Below are 17,743 nucleotides of genomic sequence, written 5' to 3'. Positions count from 1 at the left end.
CGGATCGCGCAGTCTGCATGTCCCTCCTTCAAGTACTGGCATGTCGCCGGGGTGATGGGTTCCGGCATAGGATTGCAATTGCAACGATTGTAGTTGCAACGATAACCGGAAGACAAGGACCGACATGATCTCGACGCATCCCCTCACGTTCCATACGGCCGACACGCCGAACGGACACAAGATCGCCATTTACCTGGAAGAGGCCGGGCTCACCTACGACCGCGTGCACGTGAATCTCTCCGCCGGCGAGCAGCGCAGCCCGGCGTTTCTCGCGATCAACCCGAACGGCAAGATTCCGGCCATCGTCGACCACGATGCCGGGCTGACCGTGTTCGAATCCGGCGCGATCCTCGGCTATCTCGCCGCGAAGACGGGCGTTCTGCAGCCCGACACGCTGGCCGAGCGCACGGCGGTCCAGCAATGGCTGCACTTCCAGATCGGCGGGATCGGGCCGATGCTCGGCCAGCTCTGGTGGTTCCTGCATGCATCGAAGGAGGTCAATGCGCAGGCGCTCGAGCGCTACCGGAACGAGGCGCGGCGCCTCTATGGGGTCGTGAACGGCCGCTTGGCGGAATCGGCGTATCTCGCGTCGTCGCGGTACTCGATCGCCGACATCGCCGCGTTTCCGTGGCTGCGCACGGCGCCCGAACTCGATCTCGACCTTGCCGACTACCCGCACGTCGCGCGCTGGCTCGCCGGCATCGAGGCGCGGCAGGCCGTTCAGCGGGGCCTGATCGCATGCCGCGCGCCGGCGGCGGAGGGCGCGCGCTGACTTCGCATCGTCCGCGCCGCACGGATGGCGCGGGCACCGGCCGCCGGCCTGCCGGGAAACATCGTTCTCCTTCGTCGTAAACGTCTCGAATGCGTGATATTTGCGCCGCGCGATCCGGTTTAGAGTGGCCGCGAATCGATGACGATGTGTCGTATCGCCGCAGTCCCGGGTAGTACAGACGCACCAGAGGAGTTGGAGACAAATGAGTGAAGGCAGGATTACGCAGGTCGAGTCGTTCGGTTTCGAGCGCATTCCCGATGCATCGCGCTATGCGCGGCCGATCGATCTGTTCAGGTTGCTGTTCGGCGGCTGCAATACATTTTCCACATCGGTGCTCGGCAGCTTTCCCGTGCTGGTCGGGCTGTCGTTCAAGGCGGGTGTCTGCGCGATCGTGCTCGGCGTGCTCGCCGGCACCTGCATCCTCGCGCCGATGAGCCTGTTCGGCCCGCGCAACGGGACGAGCGACCCCGTGTCGTCCGGCGCGCATTTCGGCATCCACGGCCGGATCGTCGGTTCGTTCCTCGCGCTGCTCACGTCGATCGCGTTCTTCTCGCTCGCGGTGTGGAGCTCGGGCGACGCGCTCGTCGGCGGCGCGCACAACATGGTCGGCGTGCCCGTCAACGGCTTCACGCTCGGTGCGGCGTACATGGTGTTCGCGGTGCTCGTGCTGATCGTCTGCATCTACGGCTTCCGCTTCATGCTGTGGGTCAACAAGATCGCCGTGTGGGCTGCGAGCGTGCTGTTCGTCGCCGGCCTGTTCGCGTTCGCCGGCCTGTTCGACATGAACTACGCGGGCACGGTGCAGCAGGGCAGCGCCGGCTTCTGGGCCGCGTTCGTCGGCGCGGTGCTGGTGGCGCTGAGCAACCCGGTGTCGTTCGCGTCGACCCTCGGCGACTGGGCGCGCTACATCCCGCAGAACACACCGAAGCATCGCGTGATGGGCGCCGTGTTCGCCGCGCAGATCGCGACCTTCGTGCCGTTCTTCTTCGGCCTCGCGACCGCGACGATCATCGCGACGAAGGCGCCCGCGTTCATCGCGTCGAACGACTACGTCGGCGGGCTGCTCGCGATCTCGCCGCACTGGTTCCTGTTGCCGATGTGCCTGATCGCGATCATCGGCGGGATGTCGACCGGCACGACCGCGCTGTACGGCACCGGCCTCGACGTATCGAGCATGTTCCCGCGCCTGCTGAACCGCGTGCGTGCGACGCTGCTGATCGGCACGATCGCGATCGCGTTCATCTTCGTCGGCCGCTTCTGGTTCAACCTCGTCGAAAGCGTCGCGACGTTCTCGACGCTGATCGATACGTTCAGCTGCCCGTGGATGGCGATCATGGTGATCGGCTACGTGACGCGGCGCGGCTACTATCTCGCGGACGACCTGCAGGTGTTCAACCGCGGGCTGCACGGCGGCCACTACTGGTTCACGCACGGCTGGAACGTGCGCGCGATGGGTGCGTGGCTGCCGGCCGCGTTCGTCGGGCTGTCGTTCGTGAACCTGCCGGGCCAGTTCGTCGGGCCGCTCGGCAACCTCGCGGGCGGGCTCGACCTGAGCGTGCCGGTGTCGCTGCTGATGGGAGGCGTGCTGTATTTCGTGCTGCTGACGCTGTATCCGGAACCGGACGGCGTGTACGGTCCGTACGGGCGACGTTTCGTGCGCGGCGGCAGGCAGGCGGTGCGCGGCAATGGCGTACCGGCGATCCAGCCGAAGGGGTAAGCGCGGCGCGTGGTGTGTTGCGCCGTAAATGACGATGCCGCCGCGCGGGAGAGCCGCCGGCGGCATCGTTGTTTTCGGGCGCGTGGTTGCCTGAAGGGGCGCCCGTACTTTCCATGCGGCGGGCCGAAAACGCCAACGAAGGCGCAAACGAAAACGCCCGCCGGATTGGCGGGCGCTTGTCGACCGTGATGCGTGTCAGTGGAACGAACTGCCTGCGAGCATCCCGCCGTCGACGATGAATTCCGATCCCGTGCAGTACGCGGATTCGTCGGACGCGAGGAACAGCACGAGGCTCGCCACTTCGTCCGGCTTGCCGATGCGCGCGATCGGCAGGCCGCTGTAGATCGACGACGGATCGAAATCCGCGAACTCGGGCGGGCGCGCCATTACCGTATCGATGCCACCCGGATGCACCGAGTTCACGCGAATGCCGTAGCGGCCGAATTCGAGCGCGGCGGCCTTCGTCATCCCGCGCACCGCGAACTTGCTCGACACGTATGCGCTGCCGCCCGCGACGCCTTCCATCCCGGCCGTCGACGACACGTTGACGATCGAGCCGCCGCCCGCCGCCTTCAGCGCGCCAAGCGCCGACTTCATGCCGAGCCAGCAGCCGACCTGGTTCACGTCGATCACCTTGCGATAGTCGTCGAGCGAGCACGCTTCGATCGGCACGAGCTTCAGGATCGCCGCGTTGTTCACGAGGATGTCGAGCCGGCCGAACTGCGCGAGCGTCGCATCGACGGCAGTCTGCCAGTCGGCTTCGCGGGTCACGTCGAGATGCTGGAAACGGGCGGCGTCGCCGAGTTCGGCCGCGACACGCCGGCCGGCTTCGTCCAGCACGTCGGCGATCACCACGCGTGCGCCTTCGGCAACGAACCTGCGCGCTTCCGCTTCGCCCTGGCCGCGGGCACCGCCCGTGATCAGCGCGACCTTGCCTTCGAGTCGTTTCATCATAATTTGCTCCGAGAAACCCCGCCATTTCCCCCAAGGGGACTTTCTTCGGGGCGGATGGCGGGAAGGAAAGGATTGCTGTTGACAGACAGCTTCTTCCACGGGTTAGGATCACCGGCATGATCCTTGTCTATCGCTACCGGGTGAAATCGCTCAACGGACTGCTTAACAAGCAGAGCCGCGCGGTGAACTACGTCTGGAACTTCTGCAACGACACGCAGAAGCACGCGCTCAAGTGGGGCAAGAAGTGGCCTACAGGATTCGACCTGAACGTGCTGACGACCGGCAGCAGCAAGGCACTCGGTATTCACTCCGGCACGATCAACGCGACGTGCGAGCAATACGCGAAGTCGCGCAGTCAGCACCGTCGGCCCTACCTGCGCTATCGCAGCAGGAAATCGCTGGGCTGGGTGCCGCTGAAGGGGCGTGACCTGAAGCGCGAGGGCGACGCGTTTCGTTTCGCCGGCAACACGTTTCGCGTGTTTAACAGTCGACCGCTTCCCGAAGGCAAGATCAAGGACGGGACCAACTTTGCGCAGGATGCACGCGGCAACTGGTTTCTCAACATCGTGATCGAGATGCCGGATGTTCAGGCTCGCCCGGTCCGTTCCGGTGTGGGCATCGATCTCGGCCTGAAAGACTTCGCCACACTTTCGACCGGCGAGAAGCTGCCCAATGACCCGTTCGGTCGACGCGCGGCGGAAAAGCTGGCGAAAGCGCAACGGGCGCGAAAGCACAGGCGGCATATCGCGAAGCTGCACGCCAAGGTGGTGAACGCCCGTGCCGATTTCCAACACAAGCTCGCGCTCGATCTGGTGCGGCGTTTCGATTACATCGCGGTCGGCAACGTGTCGGCCGCGAAGCTCGCCAGAACCAGGATGGCGAAAAGCGTCTACGACGCGTCCTGGTCGTCCTTCCGAAACAGGCTCCGCTACAAAGCGATCGCGCACGGAGTCACGTTCGAGGAAGTCGACGAAAGCGGTTCTACCCAGTCCTGTTCGGCGTGCGGGTCGAAAGACAGCACGGCGCGGCCGAAAGGTATCGCGGGACTGAGAATAAGAGAGTGGACCTGCAGTGACTGTGGTGCCGAGCATGATCGAGATACCAACGCTGCGTTGAACATTCTCCGATGCGGACGTGCATCGCCAGGTGTAGGAATCCTCCGCCTTTAGGCGGAGGAGGACGTCAAGCTGCTTGCTCCTGTGAGTGAGAGGGGGTTTGCGCGGAGGCGGCCGCCGCGTCGATGATGCGAACCGGATCGGTGCCGTCCCATGCACGGGCTTCGGCGATGCCTTGAGCGATCATGTCGCGCATGCCGGCGCCTTCGATTACTTCGACGCGCACGCCGGGATCGTCGGCGTCGTCGAGATACGCGACGCGCGTGGCCGGGTTGCGTGCGTGGAACACGACACGCAGGCCGCGGGCCGTGAGCTGCGCGAGCGCGGCATCGAGATCGTCGACGACCCACGCGACGTGATGCAGCCCGACGAGCGGCTGCCCATGCGCATCGCGGTACGGCGACGGCGTGTCGTTCGTCACGTGAATCAGTTCGATCTGCAGACCGCCGCGATATGCGAGCCCGACGTCCATCGTGACCGTCACGGGTTCGCCGAGATGAGTGCCGTCGAGGCGCACGTTGCGGAATACGGTCCACGGGCCGACGTCGTGGCGTTCGCGCCAGCGCGCGATGCTGCGGTCGAGATCGGCGACCACGTAACCGATCTGGTCGATCGGGCCGAGGACAGGGTCGTTCATGGCGTCTCCGTGGCGGATGCACGTGTGCGTACCGCGCGATGAATGACGGCCATGATCGCAACAAAGCGCGCGCCGCGTGCCGTCCAAACGGACGAGTGCGCGTGCTTCGTCGTGGTGTGGTGGGCAGGTGGGTGCGCCAGGGCGCGACGCTGCAGGTGTGGGAAGCGGAACGGAGAGGGCGGGTGCTGCCGGTCGGGCGATCCGCGCGTTACCGCGCGTTCGGGCCCTTGACCGTCAGCCGGCACACGGTTGCCAGCGCGAGCAGGTTCGGGTCGCGTTCGCGCCGGTGCAGGAAGCTCAAACCGATCGTCTGGCGGATCGTCGGCCCGGCGAGCGGCACGAGCGCGATCTTGTGCGCGAACAGGTCGCGCACGCGGCCGGGCAGCAGCGAACAGCCGACGCCGCCCGACACGAGGTTGATCAGCGAGAAGATGTCGCCCACCCGCATCACGACGTTCGGCGTGACGCCGGCCGAACGAAACGCTTCCGTGAAGCCATGATGCGTCGCGAAGCCTTCGCCGAGCGACACGAACGGTGCGTCGCCGCACGCGCACAGATCGATGGCATCGTGCCGCGCGTAGGGCGAGTCGATCGGCGCGGCGAAGAACATTTCGTCCTCGAACAGCGCGATCGACTCGATCTCGGCGTCCGGTTCGGGCAGCGCCATCAGCGTCGCGTCGATCGCGCCTTGCCGGAGCTTGTCGAGCAGGTCGGCGTTCGAGCCGAGCACGAGCTCGGCCTGCAGCTCGGGGCGGCGCGCCTTCAGCGCGATCACGACTTCGGGCACGGTGCGGATCGTCAACGAGTAGAGCGAACCGATCTTCAACTGGCCGGCGCCGTAGCCGGCGGCCTCGCGCGTCGAGCGAATTCCGTCCGTCATCGTCTTGAGCACTTCGCCCGCGACTTCGGCGAGTACCTGCGCGGCGTCGGTCGGAATCAGGTTCCGCCCCTCGTGGCGAAACAGCGCGCAGTGCATCCCTTCCTCGAGCGTGTGCAGCGCGCGATGCACACTGACCGTGCTGACGCCCAGCGCTTCGGCGGCTTTCGCGAGGCTGCCGGCTTCCATGAAGGCGAGCAGTACCTCGAGCTTGCGGAACGTGATCTCTTCGTTGATGCGGTTGCGCATGGTGCGGACGACGGGAAGGGCGGCCGACGATTCTGCCGCAGAACCGGGGCTGCAACAATGCGCGAATTTCCGGGGTTTTCGCATGGCGGAGCCCGGCGGGGAAACATTTAATCTCCGGCTAATCATCCGCCGCGGGTATTAATTGATGCGGGTTTTCGGCGTCCCTATGATCGTTTTACTCCGATGGTGCGGGCCCGTGCCTCACTGCCGGCGATACGAACAGCCGATTCGCCCATGCCCGCCACGGAACGCGGCATGCATTTGGCGCGGCGCCATGAGACTGCAGGAGACAAGCATGCGCGACTCACGTCGGAACTCGCGGCATCGGCAGGTGGTTGCCGCTGTCGTCGGCAATACCCTCGAGTGGTACGACTTCATCGTTTACGGTTTCTTCTCCGGGATCATCGCGCGGCTGTTCTTTCCCGCCGAGAGCCAGTACGCGTCGCTGCTGATGTCGCTCGCGACCTTCGGCGTCGGCTTCTTCATGCGCCCGGTGGGCGGCATCCTGCTCGGGCTCTATGCGGACCGCAAGGGCCGCAAGGCCGCGATGCAGCTCATCATCTTCCTGATGACGCTGTCGATCGCGTTGATCACGTTCGCGCCGTCTTACGCCGTGATCGGCCCGGCGGCGCCGGTCCTGATCGTCGTCGCGCGGCTGCTGCAGGGCTTCGCGACGGGCGGCGAATACGCGAGCGCGACCGCATTCCTCGTGGAAAGCGCGCCGGAGAACCGGCGCGGGCTGTACGGATCGTGGCAACTGATCGGCCAGTGTCTCGCGGTGTTCTCGGGCGCCGCGATGGGCGCGTGGGCCACGCAGTCGCTGTCGGACGCGGCGCTGCATAGCTGGGGCTGGCGCGTGCCGTTCGCGCTGGGGCTGCTGATCGGGCCGGTCGGCCTGTGGATCCGCCGGCACATGGAGGAGACCGAGGCGTTCATCGATGCGAGCAAGTCGACCGTCGAGCCGCCGGCGAGCGTGTCGGGCGTGTTGCGCGACAACCTGCGGGGCGTGCTGGTGTCGATGGGGCAGACGATCACCGGCACGGCCGTGTTCTACGTGATGCTGGTCAACATGCCGACGTTCGTGCACAAGACCTTCGGGCTGCCGCTCGACCAGGTCTTCAAGGTGCAGATGGCGGCGGTTGCGCTGCTGACGGTGACGATCCCGTTCGCGGCACTCGTGTCCGACCGCATCGGCCGGCGGCCCGTGCTGATCGCCGGCACGCTGGCGCTGCTGACGGTCACGTATCCGCTGTTCACGTGGCTGGCTGCCGCGCCGGGCATCGGGCGCCTGCTCGTGATGCAGCTCGTGATCTGCACGATCATCGGCATCTGCTACGGGCCCGCGCCGACCACGCTCGCCGAGCAGTTCGCGACGCGTTCGCGCTCGACCGGCATCGCGCTCGCCTACAACGTCGCGGTGATGGTGTTCGGCGGCTTTGCGCCGTTCATCGTCACGTGGCTGACGCACGCGAGCGGATCGCCGGTCGCGCCCGCGTGGTACGTGCTGTTCGCGGCGTCGTTCGGGCTGCTCGCGAGCGTGTTCATGCACGATGGCGCGCCGTGCGTGCTCGCGCGCCGGCGGTTTCAGGGCGAGCCGTTGAGCGCCAAGTAGCGGCCGTGGCCCGTTGCCCGCACCGGCGAACCATCGGCGCGGGCGGCACACAGGGTATCGGTCGTTCCGATGGTTAGCATCGCGGGCGGCGGCCTACCGCGACCGCCGCCCGGTCGTTACGCTTTGGCGATCATCCACTCTGTCCGGAGGGTCGCCATGTCCCGGCTCGATTACAAGTTGCTCGGCCCCTGCCTGCTCGCCATCGCGATCGACGCGATGGGATTCGGGCTCGTCTATCCGATGATGTCCGCGATCTTCAGCGATCCGCACGCGGGCATCCTGCCGGCCGACGCCGGCGCGCATGCGCGCAATTTCTACCTCGGTCTCGGCTACGGGATCTACCCGTTGTGCATGTTCTTCGGCTCGTCGCTGATGGGCGACCTGTCCGATCGCTACGGCCGCCGCAGGATCCTGCTGCTGTGCGTGCTCGGCCTCGCGGCCGGCTACGCGATGATGGCGGCCGGCGCGTGGCACGCGAGCGTCGCGCTGCTGCTGGCCGGCCGCGGGCTCACGGGCTTGATGGCCGGCTGCCAGGGGATCGCACAGGCGGCGATCACCGACCTGAGCACGCCGGAGAACAAGGCATACAACATGAGCATCATGTCGCTCGCATTCAGCGCGGGCGTGATCGTCGGCCCCGTGCTCGGCGGCGTCACGTCCGACCGCACGATTTCGCCGCTGTTCGACTACGGCACGCCGTTCGTGCTGGTCGCCGCACTGTCGCTGGTCTGCGCGCTCTGGACCTGGGCGTCGTATCGCGATTCGGCTGCACCGCGCGGCGACACGCGCATCGATCCGCTGCTGCCGCTGCGGATCATCGGGGAGGCCGCCCGCCAGCGCAACGTCGCGTTCCTGTCGGTGGTGTTCTTCCTGATGCAGGTCGGCTATGGCCTCTATCTGCAGACCATCATGCTGCTGCTGCAGGCGAAATTCGGCTACACGAGTGCACGGCTCGGGCTGTTCAGCGGCGTGATCGGGCTCTGCTTCGTGTTCGGGCTGCTGTTCGTCGTGCGGCTGATGCTGCGCGTGTGGCGCGTGGTCGACATCGCGAAGACGGGCCTGCTCGTCGCGGGCATCGGCCAGGTCCTGTCCGCGCTGTTCCCGCACGAGCCGGTGCTGTGGGCGCTCGCGATGGTCGTCGGCTGCTTCGACATGGTGGCGTATACGACGATGTATACGGCGTTCTCCGATGCGGTCAGCGAAGATCGGCAAGGCTGGGCGCTCGGCGTCGCGGGCTCGGTGATGGCCGTCGCGTGGGTCGTCACGGGCGCGTTGACGAACCTGCTGCCCGTGTTCGGCGAGATCGGCCTGTTGCTGATCGGCGGCGCGGGCTTCCTGCTCAGTTTCGCGATGATGGTCGCGTACGGCCGCACGCAGCCGGGTGCGCGAACGGCCGCGCTGTCGTAGGCGGTTTGCACGTTGGCCCGATCCTGTCGGACGTTGTCCCGCGCGCCGCTGTCGCGCCAGGCCGCGCGGCCCGACACTGGCGCCTCGCGTCCCGGGAGGATCCGGGCCGCGTGCGGCGGCGCCGGCTGGCCCGGCACGCCGTTCCTTCGACAGGCCAACCGAGAGAGCGACCCATGCAACATCCGACCATCCGTACCCTGGCGGGCGCGACCGCGCCGACATCGATCGGCGCTGCCCGCACCGCGCTGCTGGTGATCGATTTCCAGAATGAATACTTCGGCGGCCGCCTGCCGATTCCGGAGGGGCCGCGTGCGCTGGGCAATGCGCAGCGCGTGATCGCGTTCGCCGACCGCGCAGGCATTCCGGTGTTTCACGTCCAGCACGTCGATACGGCCGACAGCCCGATCTTCGCCGACGGCAGCGACGGCTTTCGCTTTCACGCGGACCTGCAGCCGGCGGCGCATCACACCGTGGTGAAAAAGACGTCGGTGAGCGTGTTCCCGACGACGGACATCGATGCGCGCCTGAAGGCGGCCGGGATCGACACGCTGATCGTCACGGGCCTGATGACGCATGCATGCATGCGTCGCCGGCGCGGCACGCGATGCGGTGCCGCTCGGCTACGCGGTGATCGTCGTCGACGACGCATGCGCGACGCGCGACCTCGACATCGCGGACGGCGGCACGGTATCGCACCGCGACCTCCATCGCGCGACGCTGGCCGCGCTGTCGGATACGTTCGGCGACGTGCTGACGACCGACCAGGTGCTGGCGCTCGCCGTCGCCTGACGGCCGCCGGGTTCGTGCTTCAGTCGGCCCAGCCCGGCGCGGCGTACACGACTTCGCCGCGGAAGCACGTCTCGATCGCGCGGGTTTGCGCGAACGTCTCGACCGGATGCGCGAACGGATTGCGGTCGAGGATCGTGAAGCTCGCGTCCTTGCCCGCTTCGAGCGAACCCGTGCAGTCGTCGAAGCGCAACGCATACGCGGTGTTCACCGTATAGGCCTCGAGCATCGTGAGCAGGTCGAGTCGTTCGTGCGGATTCCACGGCGGGCTGTCCGGCTGGTCGATCAGCAGGTGCGTGACGCCCGTCTGGATGATCTGCATCGGGTCCATCGTGCTGACCGACCAGTCGGAGCCGGCCGCGAGCATCGCGCCCGCGTTGCGCAGGCTGCGGAATGGATAGTTGCGTGCGGTGCGTTCCGCGCCGAGCAGGTCGCGATAGAGCTGCTGCTGTTCCTCGCGCGCGGCCGTCCACAGCGTCTGCACGCTGGCGATCGCGCCGAGCCGGTTGAAGCGGCTCATGTCGGCCGGATCGACGATCTGCAGGTGCGCGAGCTGCGCGCGCCGGTCGCGCATGCCGTTGCGGATCTGGACGTATTCGAGCGCGTCGAGCGTCATGCGCACCGCGCGGTCGGCGAGCGTGTGGAAGTGCAGGTCGAAGCCGGCCGTATCGGCGAGCAGGCAGATCTCGTTCAGCGCGTCCTGGCTCCACAGTGCGAGGCCGCAGTCGTCGGTGCCGGCGTACGGCTCGAGCAGCGCGGCGGTTTTCGATTCGGGCACGCCGTCGACGAAGATCTTCACCGTATGCAGGCGCAGGTTGTCGCATTCGTACTCGCGACGCCATCTCGCAAAGCGCTCGATCTGCTCGCGCGGATCGCGGCGCGGGTTCGCATAGAGGCCCGCGCTCATGTACACCTTCAGCGTGCCCGCGCGCTGCGCGTCGGCGTAAGCCTTGAGTTCGGCCTCCTCGACGCGCGCGTCGAACCAGCCGGTGATGCCGTACCCGTGCGCCATCGCGTGTGCTTTCGCGAGCGACTTCGGGTAGCCAGCGGGGCTCAGTTGCGGAATGATCGGGCACACCCGGTAGAACGCCGCTTCGTGCACGACGCCATTCGGCGCGCCGGACGCATCGCGTTCGTACACGCCGCCGGCCGGGTCGGGCGTGTCGGCGTGGATGCCGGCCGCCTCGAGGCCTTTCGTGTTGAGGCAGCCGCTGTGCACGTCGAAGCCGACCACGAGCAGCGGCCGGTCGGGCACGATCCGGTCGAGCAGCTCGCGGGTCGGATACGCGCCGAATGCGGCCAGGTTGGCGCCGCCGAGATAGACCCACGGTTCGTTCGGCGTCGCATCGGCGCATGCGCGGATGCGCTGCAGGATCGTGTCGGGATCGTTGATGCCGGACAGGTCGAAGTCGCCGAGGATCTGGTGGCCTTCGAGCGGGTGCACGTGGCCGTCGATGAGGCCCGGCAGCATCAGCCTGCCGGCCAGGTCGACGATGCGCGTCGCGGGGCCGGCCAGTTGGCGGATGTCGTCGTCGCGGCCGACGGCGACGATCTTGCCGTCCTTGGTGGCCAGCGCCTGCGCGAAGCGGCGCTGCGCGTCGCCCGTGTAAAGCAGGCCGTTCAGATAGACGGTGTCGGCGTGTTGCATGTGTCTCCTCCGGATGGGGGGATGTTCGACGGGCGCACGTGTCCCGCGGGCGGGCCGTGTGGCTCGTCCGGTCGCGTGAACCCGGTCGGGTTGGAATGAGATGCGGGGCGACTAGGTGCCGGTGTTGCGCGGCAGGTGCGGCGATGCGTCGTGGTGAAGGCCGGCTGCCGCCGGAGCGTCATGCCGATCGCGCCGCCAGGCCTGGATCGGCAGAGCGATGGGCGACGCGCGCGCGGCCATGCGGGCCGGCGTCCCTCCGGTATTCGGCATTCCGTGTCTCCGTGATATCCGACGCGTTCCTGTCGTCGGGTGAGTCAGATACTAGGAGCGGGGCGGCCGGCTGTCTGTCATCGTTTTGAGGACAACGCGCGACAAAGGCAACGGCGGTGGGCGGGATTGCTGCGACGTGAAGGTGCTGCCTATTGACCGCGATCCTCCGGCGGTTCCTCTTCGGTCACGCACCATGCGAACAGTCCGGCCCGGTTCGCCACGCCGAGCTTCGCGAGTGCGCGCCCGAGATAGGTGCGCACGCTGCTGGCCTTGAGCGCGAGGGTGTCGGCGATCTGCGGGACCGGCTGGCCTTGCAGCACCGCGCGGCACACGAGCCGTTCGCGCTGCGACAGCGCCGCGCCGCTGGCCGACAGGCGCTGTTCGAAGCGCTGCAGCAGCGCGCCGTCGTCCGAGCGTGGCGTCAGGCGGGCGAGCCGCGCATGCTGGATCAGGAGCGGCAGCACGAAATCGCCGAGCTGCCGCAGCAGCGCCAGCTCGGCCAGCGTATAGGACGGCTGGCCGCGCCGGCGGAACAGCGAGAACGCATAGACATAGTCGCGCTCGCTGCCGATCAGCGTGCAGTCTTCACCGAGTTCGCCGAGCGCGAACTGGCGGCCGTATTCGGTTGCCGTATCGATGTCCTCGTTGCACGAGAAGACGAGCTGCGAATCGGTGGCGCGCTCGATATGCGGGAGCAGCGTGTCGGTGCGCCAGTCGCCCTGTGTATACAGATCGAGCGCGTGGCGCGTGCCGTCGGGATCGTCGCCGCCCGCGAAGAACAGCACGTCGACGCTGTCGACCGACTGCGACGGCGCATCGCGGCGGTAGCGCGTCGCGACACTGTAGTGGGACTGCGGGTCGACGGTTTCGCGCAGCCACGCCCAGAGCCGGGCGGGAAACTGCGGACTGCCGAGGCTGGCGACCAGGTCGCCGGCGTTGTTCAGGGAAATATGGGCGGGGCTCATCGTTGACACCGTCTGCGCGAACGGCCGCCCGTGCCGGCCGTGCATCGCGTACGACGGCGCGCCGGCGGTGCAGCGGCTGGCGGTGCGGTCAGGCGGGACGGAGGCCGGCGCGGCGGCGAAGCTCGATTGTAGGGGACTTCGCCGGCGCGGGGCATGCGCGCTTGCCCCGCGGGCGGCCGATCGTCCGCCGACGGGTGGTGCGCATCGTTGCACACCATGTGCCGGCCCCGCGCGTCAGAACATCGTGTTCGCGTTCGCGGACTTTTCCGGTACCGGCTGGATCACGTCCCAGTGTTCGACGATCTTGCCGTCCTTCACGCGGAAGATGTCGACGACCGCTTCGCCGCGGTCGCCCGGGCGCTCGGTCGCATGCACGTGCAGGTAGACGAGGTCGCCGTCGGTTGCGCTGCGTACGATGCGCGCGCGCGATGCCGGGTTCTTCTGGAACGCGCCGACGAAGTACGACACGAACGGCTTCTTGCCGTCGGGTACGTGCGGGTTGTGCTGCTTGTAGTCGTCCGCGACGACGGCGGCGGCCTCGACGGCTTCGTGCTTGTTGAAGAAGCGGTCGTAGAACGTCAGCACGAGCTGGCGGTTGGCTTCCTCGGCGGCGAGGTCGCGCGCGGCCGGGCCGGTGGCCAGCGCGGCCGTCGACGCGGCCAGCAGGACGAGCGCGGCAACGGCGCGAACGGGGGAGCGGAGCGATGACATCTTGCGGGTTCCTTGTCTGACGAAGCGTGGGTGGGTGCGCGATGCGCGACGGCGGGGCGAGCCTGCCGCAGCGATCGGCTGGAGACGGCGCATGGTTGCGGATACGCGAGCCATGTCGACGCGAGGGATTCATCGCCCAGCCCGAATCGTCGCGATACCGGCCAGGCGAGGCCGCGCGCCGTCGTCATGCTTCGTTGAACTGGCGAATCCGCGCGGCTGTCGGGTCGATCGAATGGTACAGTTGCCGCGAACCCGTCACAAGAAGTCAGCGCGGTGTGAACAGGTCACACCGCGCTGACCATGCGTTGCCCATGAAAGAGAATCCAGTCATGCCGTTCCCGCCTGCCGATGAACCCGTCGAACTCGATCAGCCATGCCCGATTCGCGATGTGCTCGACCGCATCGGCGACCAGTGGAGCCTGCTCGTGCTCGAGACGCTGTCCGGCGGGACGATGCGTTTCAACGAACTCGGCCGGACGATCGGCGACGTGTCGAACCAGATGCTGTCGCGTACGCTCAAGCGGCTCGAGCAGGACGGCTTCGTCAGTCGCACGCTGTTCGCGGAAGTGCCGCCGCGTGTCGAATATGCGCTGACCGATCTCGGGCGTTCGTTCCTGACGCCGATGCAGGCGATGATCCGGTGGGCCGACGAACATCATCGCGCGATCTGCGTCGCGCGACGTCGTGCACGGGAGCTGGAGGGCGGCGGGCGCTGAGCGGGGCGCTTGCGCCGTCTTGTCGATGGGCGTTGTGCCGAGGATCGGGTGTGATGCGACAAGACATGGCACAAGCGCATGTGTGTCGCCATCAAATTATTTCGTTATCCGAAGATATTGCCGAGGTGGGGCACCGATACTTCGATGCGTTCCGTTCATCCCGAAGGCGGTAGTGCGCTGGCGATGCCCTGTTTACGGAGCATGCTCCGTGGCGACCGAAGTGGTGATCCTCCGCCGCATCGTGCATGACAGGTGCGTCAGGATCCGGTCGAGGCGGGATGGTGCGCCATGGATCGGCGAGCAGGTCGATGGTCGAGGTTGCGTGACCGGAAGCCTCGCCCCCGGCTTGCGCGCCGGCATCGGGGCGGGGTGGGGCAGGAATCGTTGGGGCGCCTGCCGGGCATCATGATGTCGGAGCCGAACGGCACGGGTTCGCTCGCGCCGCCCGGCCCCGGTCTTGCCACCGGCCGGGCGCCGGGTGGCTGCCTATCGCCACGTACCGTCGACGTAGATCCACACCTGTCCCTGGCGGCGCCAGTAGCCGGGCACCCACCGACGCCCGGGGCGCCGTGCGACCCAGCGGCCGGACACCCATATATAGCGGCCACGCTGCCAGCGCCAGTAGCCGTCCGTCCATATATAGCCGTGGGGCCGTGGCGGCGGCGGGCGGCGGTCATACCGGGCGGCCGGCGGTGCGAAGCCCGGGCGGTCGGGATAGGGCGGGCCGCCGGGCACGCGATTCGGGCCGGACGGTCGGTACACGGGCGGCGCGGGCTGGGCCGAGGCGGCGCGGAGCCAGCCGCCGGTGCCGACGAAGGCGGCGGTCAATCCGATGGCGCGTAACAACGAGCGTCGATTCATGGCGTGTCCTGTTCTGTATTCGAGGCTGCCTTACATTAGCCTGCCAGTCGGCCGGCCGGGTTACGCGAGCGGTTAAGGCTGTTACCGTCTGTCACGGCGGGCGGGAAAGCCGTCGGCCGGTGGCGGCCGGCCTTTCTATATATGTGGCTGACGGGTGGGTGCGACCCGCTGAACGAATGTCGAGCCCTGTTGACTGGCTGACGGATGCGCTCCCGGGGCCCGGAGCCTGAAATTCGAGACCAAATTGGGTAAAATTTGCCGATTTGGGGGTGTCGCGCTGAATCCGTTTGTTGTTTCTATGCAACCGTCAAGACGATGACATGAAAGAATGGTGCGATGAAAGCCTCCAAAATGCCCCCGTCAAGAAGTCAAAAACAAACGTCAAAACAAATACTTATAACGCGGCCCCATTTCTATTATTTCTAGTTCTGGAAAAGCTTATTTCTTTATTTGCGGATCGCTCCCCTAGGGTACACCCCTAAACTCACGGTTCCCAAACGGGCAACTATCCGGGCGCGGCCAGCAGGATCGATGGCGCTCCCGGGCGGTTGCAGACCGTTTATGAACAAGGTCGCGAGACCTGCCTCTTTTTAGAAGGGAGCTCCACGAATGAACAAGACTCTGATCGTTGCAGCAGCTGCAGCATCGTTTGCTACCGTCGCTCACGCGCAAAGCAGCGTCACGCTGTACGGCGTGCTGGACGCAGGCATCACCTACACGAGCAACGTCCAGCCGGCAGTCGGCCAAGCTGGCAAGTCGCGTTTTGCGATGGGTTCGGGCATCGACCAGAGCCGTTTCGGCCTGCGTGGCTCGGAAGACCTGGGTGGCGGCCTGAAGGCAATCTTCACGTTGGAAAGCGGCTTCAACATCGGTAACGGCAAGTTCGCGAACAGCAACGGCATGTTCAACCGCCAAGCTTTCGTCGGCCTGTCGAGCCAGTACGGCACGGTCACGCTGGGTAAGCAGTATGACGCAACGCAAGACTACCTGGCGCCGCTGACGGCAACGGGCTCGTGGGGCGGCACGTACTTCGCGCACCCGCTGAACCTCGACCGTCTGAGCACGAACGGTGATGTCGCTCAGAACAACACGATCAAGTTCACGAGCGCGAACTACGCTGGCCTGCAATTCGGCGGTACGTACTCGTTCTCGAACAACACGAACTTCGGCAACAACCGTGCATACAGCGCGGGCGCTGCATACCAGTTCCAAGGTCTGAAGCTGGCTGCTGCGTACTCGCAAGCGAACCTGGGTGACGGCACGAACGCAAACGGCGCAACGTCGTCGGCGATCGGTGGCATCGCTAGCCAAGGCCGCGTCCGCACGTACGGTGCTGCTGCTGGTTACGCATTCGGCCCGGCACAAGTCGGCGCTGCATGGACGCAAGCACGTCTGGACAACAACGCAGTTGGTCTGAGCACGCTGCGCACCGACAACTACGAAATCAACGCAAAGTACAACCTGACGCCGGCTCTCGGCCTGGGTGCTGCTTACACGTACACGAACGCGAAGATCAACAACGGCAGCACGCACTGGAACCAGTTCGGTCTGCAAGCTGACTACGCACTGTCGAAGCGCACGGACGTCTACGCACAAGCTGTGTACCAGCGTGCAGCGAAGAACGGCATTGGCGCATCGATCTACAACGGCAGCAACTTCAGCGACAACCTGCCGAGCTCGTCGATCAACCAAACCGCAGCAACGGTTGGTCTGCGTCACCGCTTCTAAGCGTGACGGCGGGGTAACCCGCTTCGCAGCATCGAAAAAGGCGCCTTCGGGCGCCTTTTTTTTCATCTGCGGAATGTGATGTCGTCGATTCGCGTCGTCCGGACGTAAAAAAGCGAGGCCTGTGCCTCGCTTTTCTCGTTGTGTGCCGCTGCGGCGCGATGCCGGCGGCAGTGGCTCAGCGCGTGTATTCGCCGTTGGCTTCCGGCTGGAACACGATCGCGGCGACCTTCATCAGCTTTTCGGTGCCGCTCGGCTGCATCACCTTGACCATCTGGCCGCGCTGGGTGCCCAGCAGGGCCATGCCGACGGGCGAGAAGACGTTCAGGCGGCCGAGCTCGAGATTGGCGGCGTCCGGGTAAACAATCGTCCAGGTGGCTTGTTCCTGGGTCGCTTCGTCGAGCAGCGTGATCTGCGAGTTCATCGTGACGACGTTCGCCTTGATGGCGTCGGGCTGGACGATGTCGGCGCGCTCAAGAAGCGTATCGAGCATCGTCTGGAAGCGCGGGTTGTGTTCGGCGTGCTTCTCGAGGCGAGCAACGTCGAGTTCAGTCAACTGGTAAAGGCGTTGTTTCATGGCAGTTCTCCAAATGATCGGCAGGGGCAGGCGTGGCGTGCCTATGGGGATCGCCCGGAGCCTGTCTGACCTGGCTCCGGGAGGAGACCGAGCCGTCAGATCAGGCGCCGGGCAGGGGCGAGCGGCGCCTGAGCCGTGCGTCGA

15 protein-coding genes and 1 pseudogene are annotated in these 17,743 nt (G+C 66.4%); 8 read left to right on the top strand and 8 right to left on the bottom strand.

Going from position 1 to position 17,743, the window contains the following annotated elements; translation table 11 throughout:
* The first annotated feature begins 124 nt into the window (after window positions 1–124).
* Together G3N93_RS17460 and G3N93_RS17455 are read left to right on the top strand one after the other, a co-directional pair.
* Entirely contained in the window at window positions 125–772 is a 648-nt protein-coding gene (locus G3N93_RS17460; RefSeq protein WP_206133581.1) for a glutathione S-transferase family protein, read from the top strand.
* Window positions 773–974: 202 nt separating this feature from the next.
* The gene (locus G3N93_RS17455; protein WP_174937239.1) at window positions 975–2,489 is read left to right on the top strand and encodes a cytosine permease; all 1,515 of its coding nucleotides are present in this window, start codon (window positions 975–977) and stop codon (window positions 2,487–2,489) included.
* A gap of 195 nt (window positions 2,490–2,684) precedes the next feature.
* Here the strand turns inward: G3N93_RS17455 and G3N93_RS17450 are convergent, their stop codons facing one another.
* Complete coding sequence (locus G3N93_RS17450; protein ID WP_206123332.1) at window positions 2,685–3,440, bottom strand: glucose 1-dehydrogenase; 756 nt, start codon at window positions 3,438–3,440, stop codon at window positions 2,685–2,687.
* A 119-nt stretch (window positions 3,441–3,559) separates the two neighbouring features.
* Between G3N93_RS17450 and G3N93_RS17445 the strand changes: the two genes are divergently transcribed.
* Window positions 3,560–4,612: an RNA-guided endonuclease TnpB family protein gene (locus G3N93_RS17445; protein ID WP_206123331.1), complete on the top strand. Its 1,053-nt coding sequence runs from the start codon at window positions 3,560–3,562 to the stop codon at window positions 4,610–4,612.
* 13 nt (window positions 4,613–4,625) lie between these two features.
* Here the strand turns inward: G3N93_RS17445 and G3N93_RS17440 are convergent, their stop codons facing one another.
* Together G3N93_RS17440 and G3N93_RS17435 are read right to left on the bottom strand one after the other, a co-directional pair.
* On the bottom strand, window positions 4,626–5,195 hold the full coding sequence (locus G3N93_RS17440; RefSeq protein ID WP_206133580.1) for a VOC family protein: 570 nt from the start codon (window positions 5,193–5,195) through the stop codon (window positions 4,626–4,628).
* A 208-nt stretch (window positions 5,196–5,403) separates the two neighbouring features.
* Complete coding sequence (locus G3N93_RS17435) at window positions 5,404–6,321, bottom strand: LysR family transcriptional regulator (RefSeq protein WP_206133579.1); 918 nt, start codon at window positions 6,319–6,321, stop codon at window positions 5,404–5,406.
* A 295-nt stretch (window positions 6,322–6,616) separates the two neighbouring features.
* Here G3N93_RS17435 and G3N93_RS17430 point away from each other — a divergent pair, with 295 nt between their 5' ends.
* From G3N93_RS17430 to G3N93_RS17420, 3 genes and pseudogenes are all read left to right on the top strand, one after another.
* Complete coding sequence (locus G3N93_RS17430; RefSeq protein ID WP_206133578.1) at window positions 6,617–7,933, top strand: MFS transporter; 1,317 nt, start codon at window positions 6,617–6,619, stop codon at window positions 7,931–7,933.
* 156 nt (window positions 7,934–8,089) lie between these two features.
* Window positions 8,090–9,340, top strand: coding sequence for an MFS transporter (locus G3N93_RS17425; RefSeq protein ID WP_174937251.1), 1,251 nt, complete (start codon window positions 8,090–8,092; stop codon window positions 9,338–9,340).
* A 173-nt stretch (window positions 9,341–9,513) separates the two neighbouring features.
* Window positions 9,514–10,129: pseudogene (locus tag G3N93_RS17420) on the top strand (cysteine hydrolase family protein).
* 19 nt (window positions 10,130–10,148) lie between these two features.
* On the opposite strand, the gene G3N93_RS17415 reads toward G3N93_RS17420, so the two are convergent.
* The 3 genes from G3N93_RS17415 to G3N93_RS17405 all read right to left on the bottom strand — a co-directional run bounded on the left by G3N93_RS17415 (window position 10,149) and on the right by G3N93_RS17405 (window position 13,720).
* Window positions 10,149–11,774 carry an amidohydrolase gene (locus tag G3N93_RS17415; protein WP_206133577.1) on the bottom strand — a complete coding sequence of 542 codons (1,626 nt, stop codon included), beginning with the start codon at window positions 11,772–11,774 and terminating at the stop codon, window positions 10,149–10,151.
* Between the two features lie 419 nt (window positions 11,775–12,193).
* The gene (locus tag G3N93_RS17410) at window positions 12,194–13,009 is read right to left on the bottom strand and encodes a helix-turn-helix transcriptional regulator (RefSeq protein ID WP_241011762.1); all 816 of its coding nucleotides are present in this window, start codon (window positions 13,007–13,009) and stop codon (window positions 12,194–12,196) included.
* 234 nt (window positions 13,010–13,243) lie between these two features.
* A complete protein-coding gene (locus tag G3N93_RS17405; RefSeq protein ID WP_174946245.1) occupies window positions 13,244–13,720 on the bottom strand; it encodes a nuclear transport factor 2 family protein in 477 nt (158 codons plus the stop codon).
* A 329-nt stretch (window positions 13,721–14,049) separates the two neighbouring features.
* Here G3N93_RS17405 and G3N93_RS17400 point away from each other — a divergent pair, with 329 nt between their 5' ends.
* A complete protein-coding gene (locus G3N93_RS17400; protein WP_174937307.1) occupies window positions 14,050–14,436 on the top strand; it encodes a helix-turn-helix domain-containing protein in 387 nt (128 codons plus the stop codon).
* 486 nt (window positions 14,437–14,922) lie between these two features.
* Here G3N93_RS17400 and G3N93_RS17395 read toward each other — a convergent pair whose 3' ends face one another.
* Window positions 14,923–15,297, bottom strand: a complete 375-nt coding sequence (locus tag G3N93_RS17395; protein WP_174937261.1) for a YXWGXW repeat-containing protein — start codon at window positions 15,295–15,297, stop codon at window positions 14,923–14,925.
* 609 nt (window positions 15,298–15,906) lie between these two features.
* Here G3N93_RS17395 and G3N93_RS17390 point away from each other — a divergent pair.
* Window positions 15,907–17,025, top strand: coding sequence for a porin (locus tag G3N93_RS17390; protein WP_174946240.1), 1,119 nt, complete (start codon window positions 15,907–15,909; stop codon window positions 17,023–17,025).
* Between the two features lie 175 nt (window positions 17,026–17,200).
* Here the strand turns inward: G3N93_RS17390 and G3N93_RS17385 are convergent, their stop codons facing one another.
* The gene (locus tag G3N93_RS17385; protein WP_105392045.1) at window positions 17,201–17,599 is read right to left on the bottom strand and encodes a GreA/GreB family elongation factor; all 399 of its coding nucleotides are present in this window, start codon (window positions 17,597–17,599) and stop codon (window positions 17,201–17,203) included.
* Window positions 17,600–17,743: the final 144 nt, after the last annotated feature.

It is taken from the genome of Burkholderia sp. Se-20378, assembly GCF_017104665.1.
GTDB lineage: Bacteria > Pseudomonadota > Gammaproteobacteria > Burkholderiales > Burkholderiaceae > Burkholderia > Burkholderia lata.
Note: the sequence above shows the minus strand (reverse complement) of the source record. Positions and strands in the feature narration are given on the sequence as shown.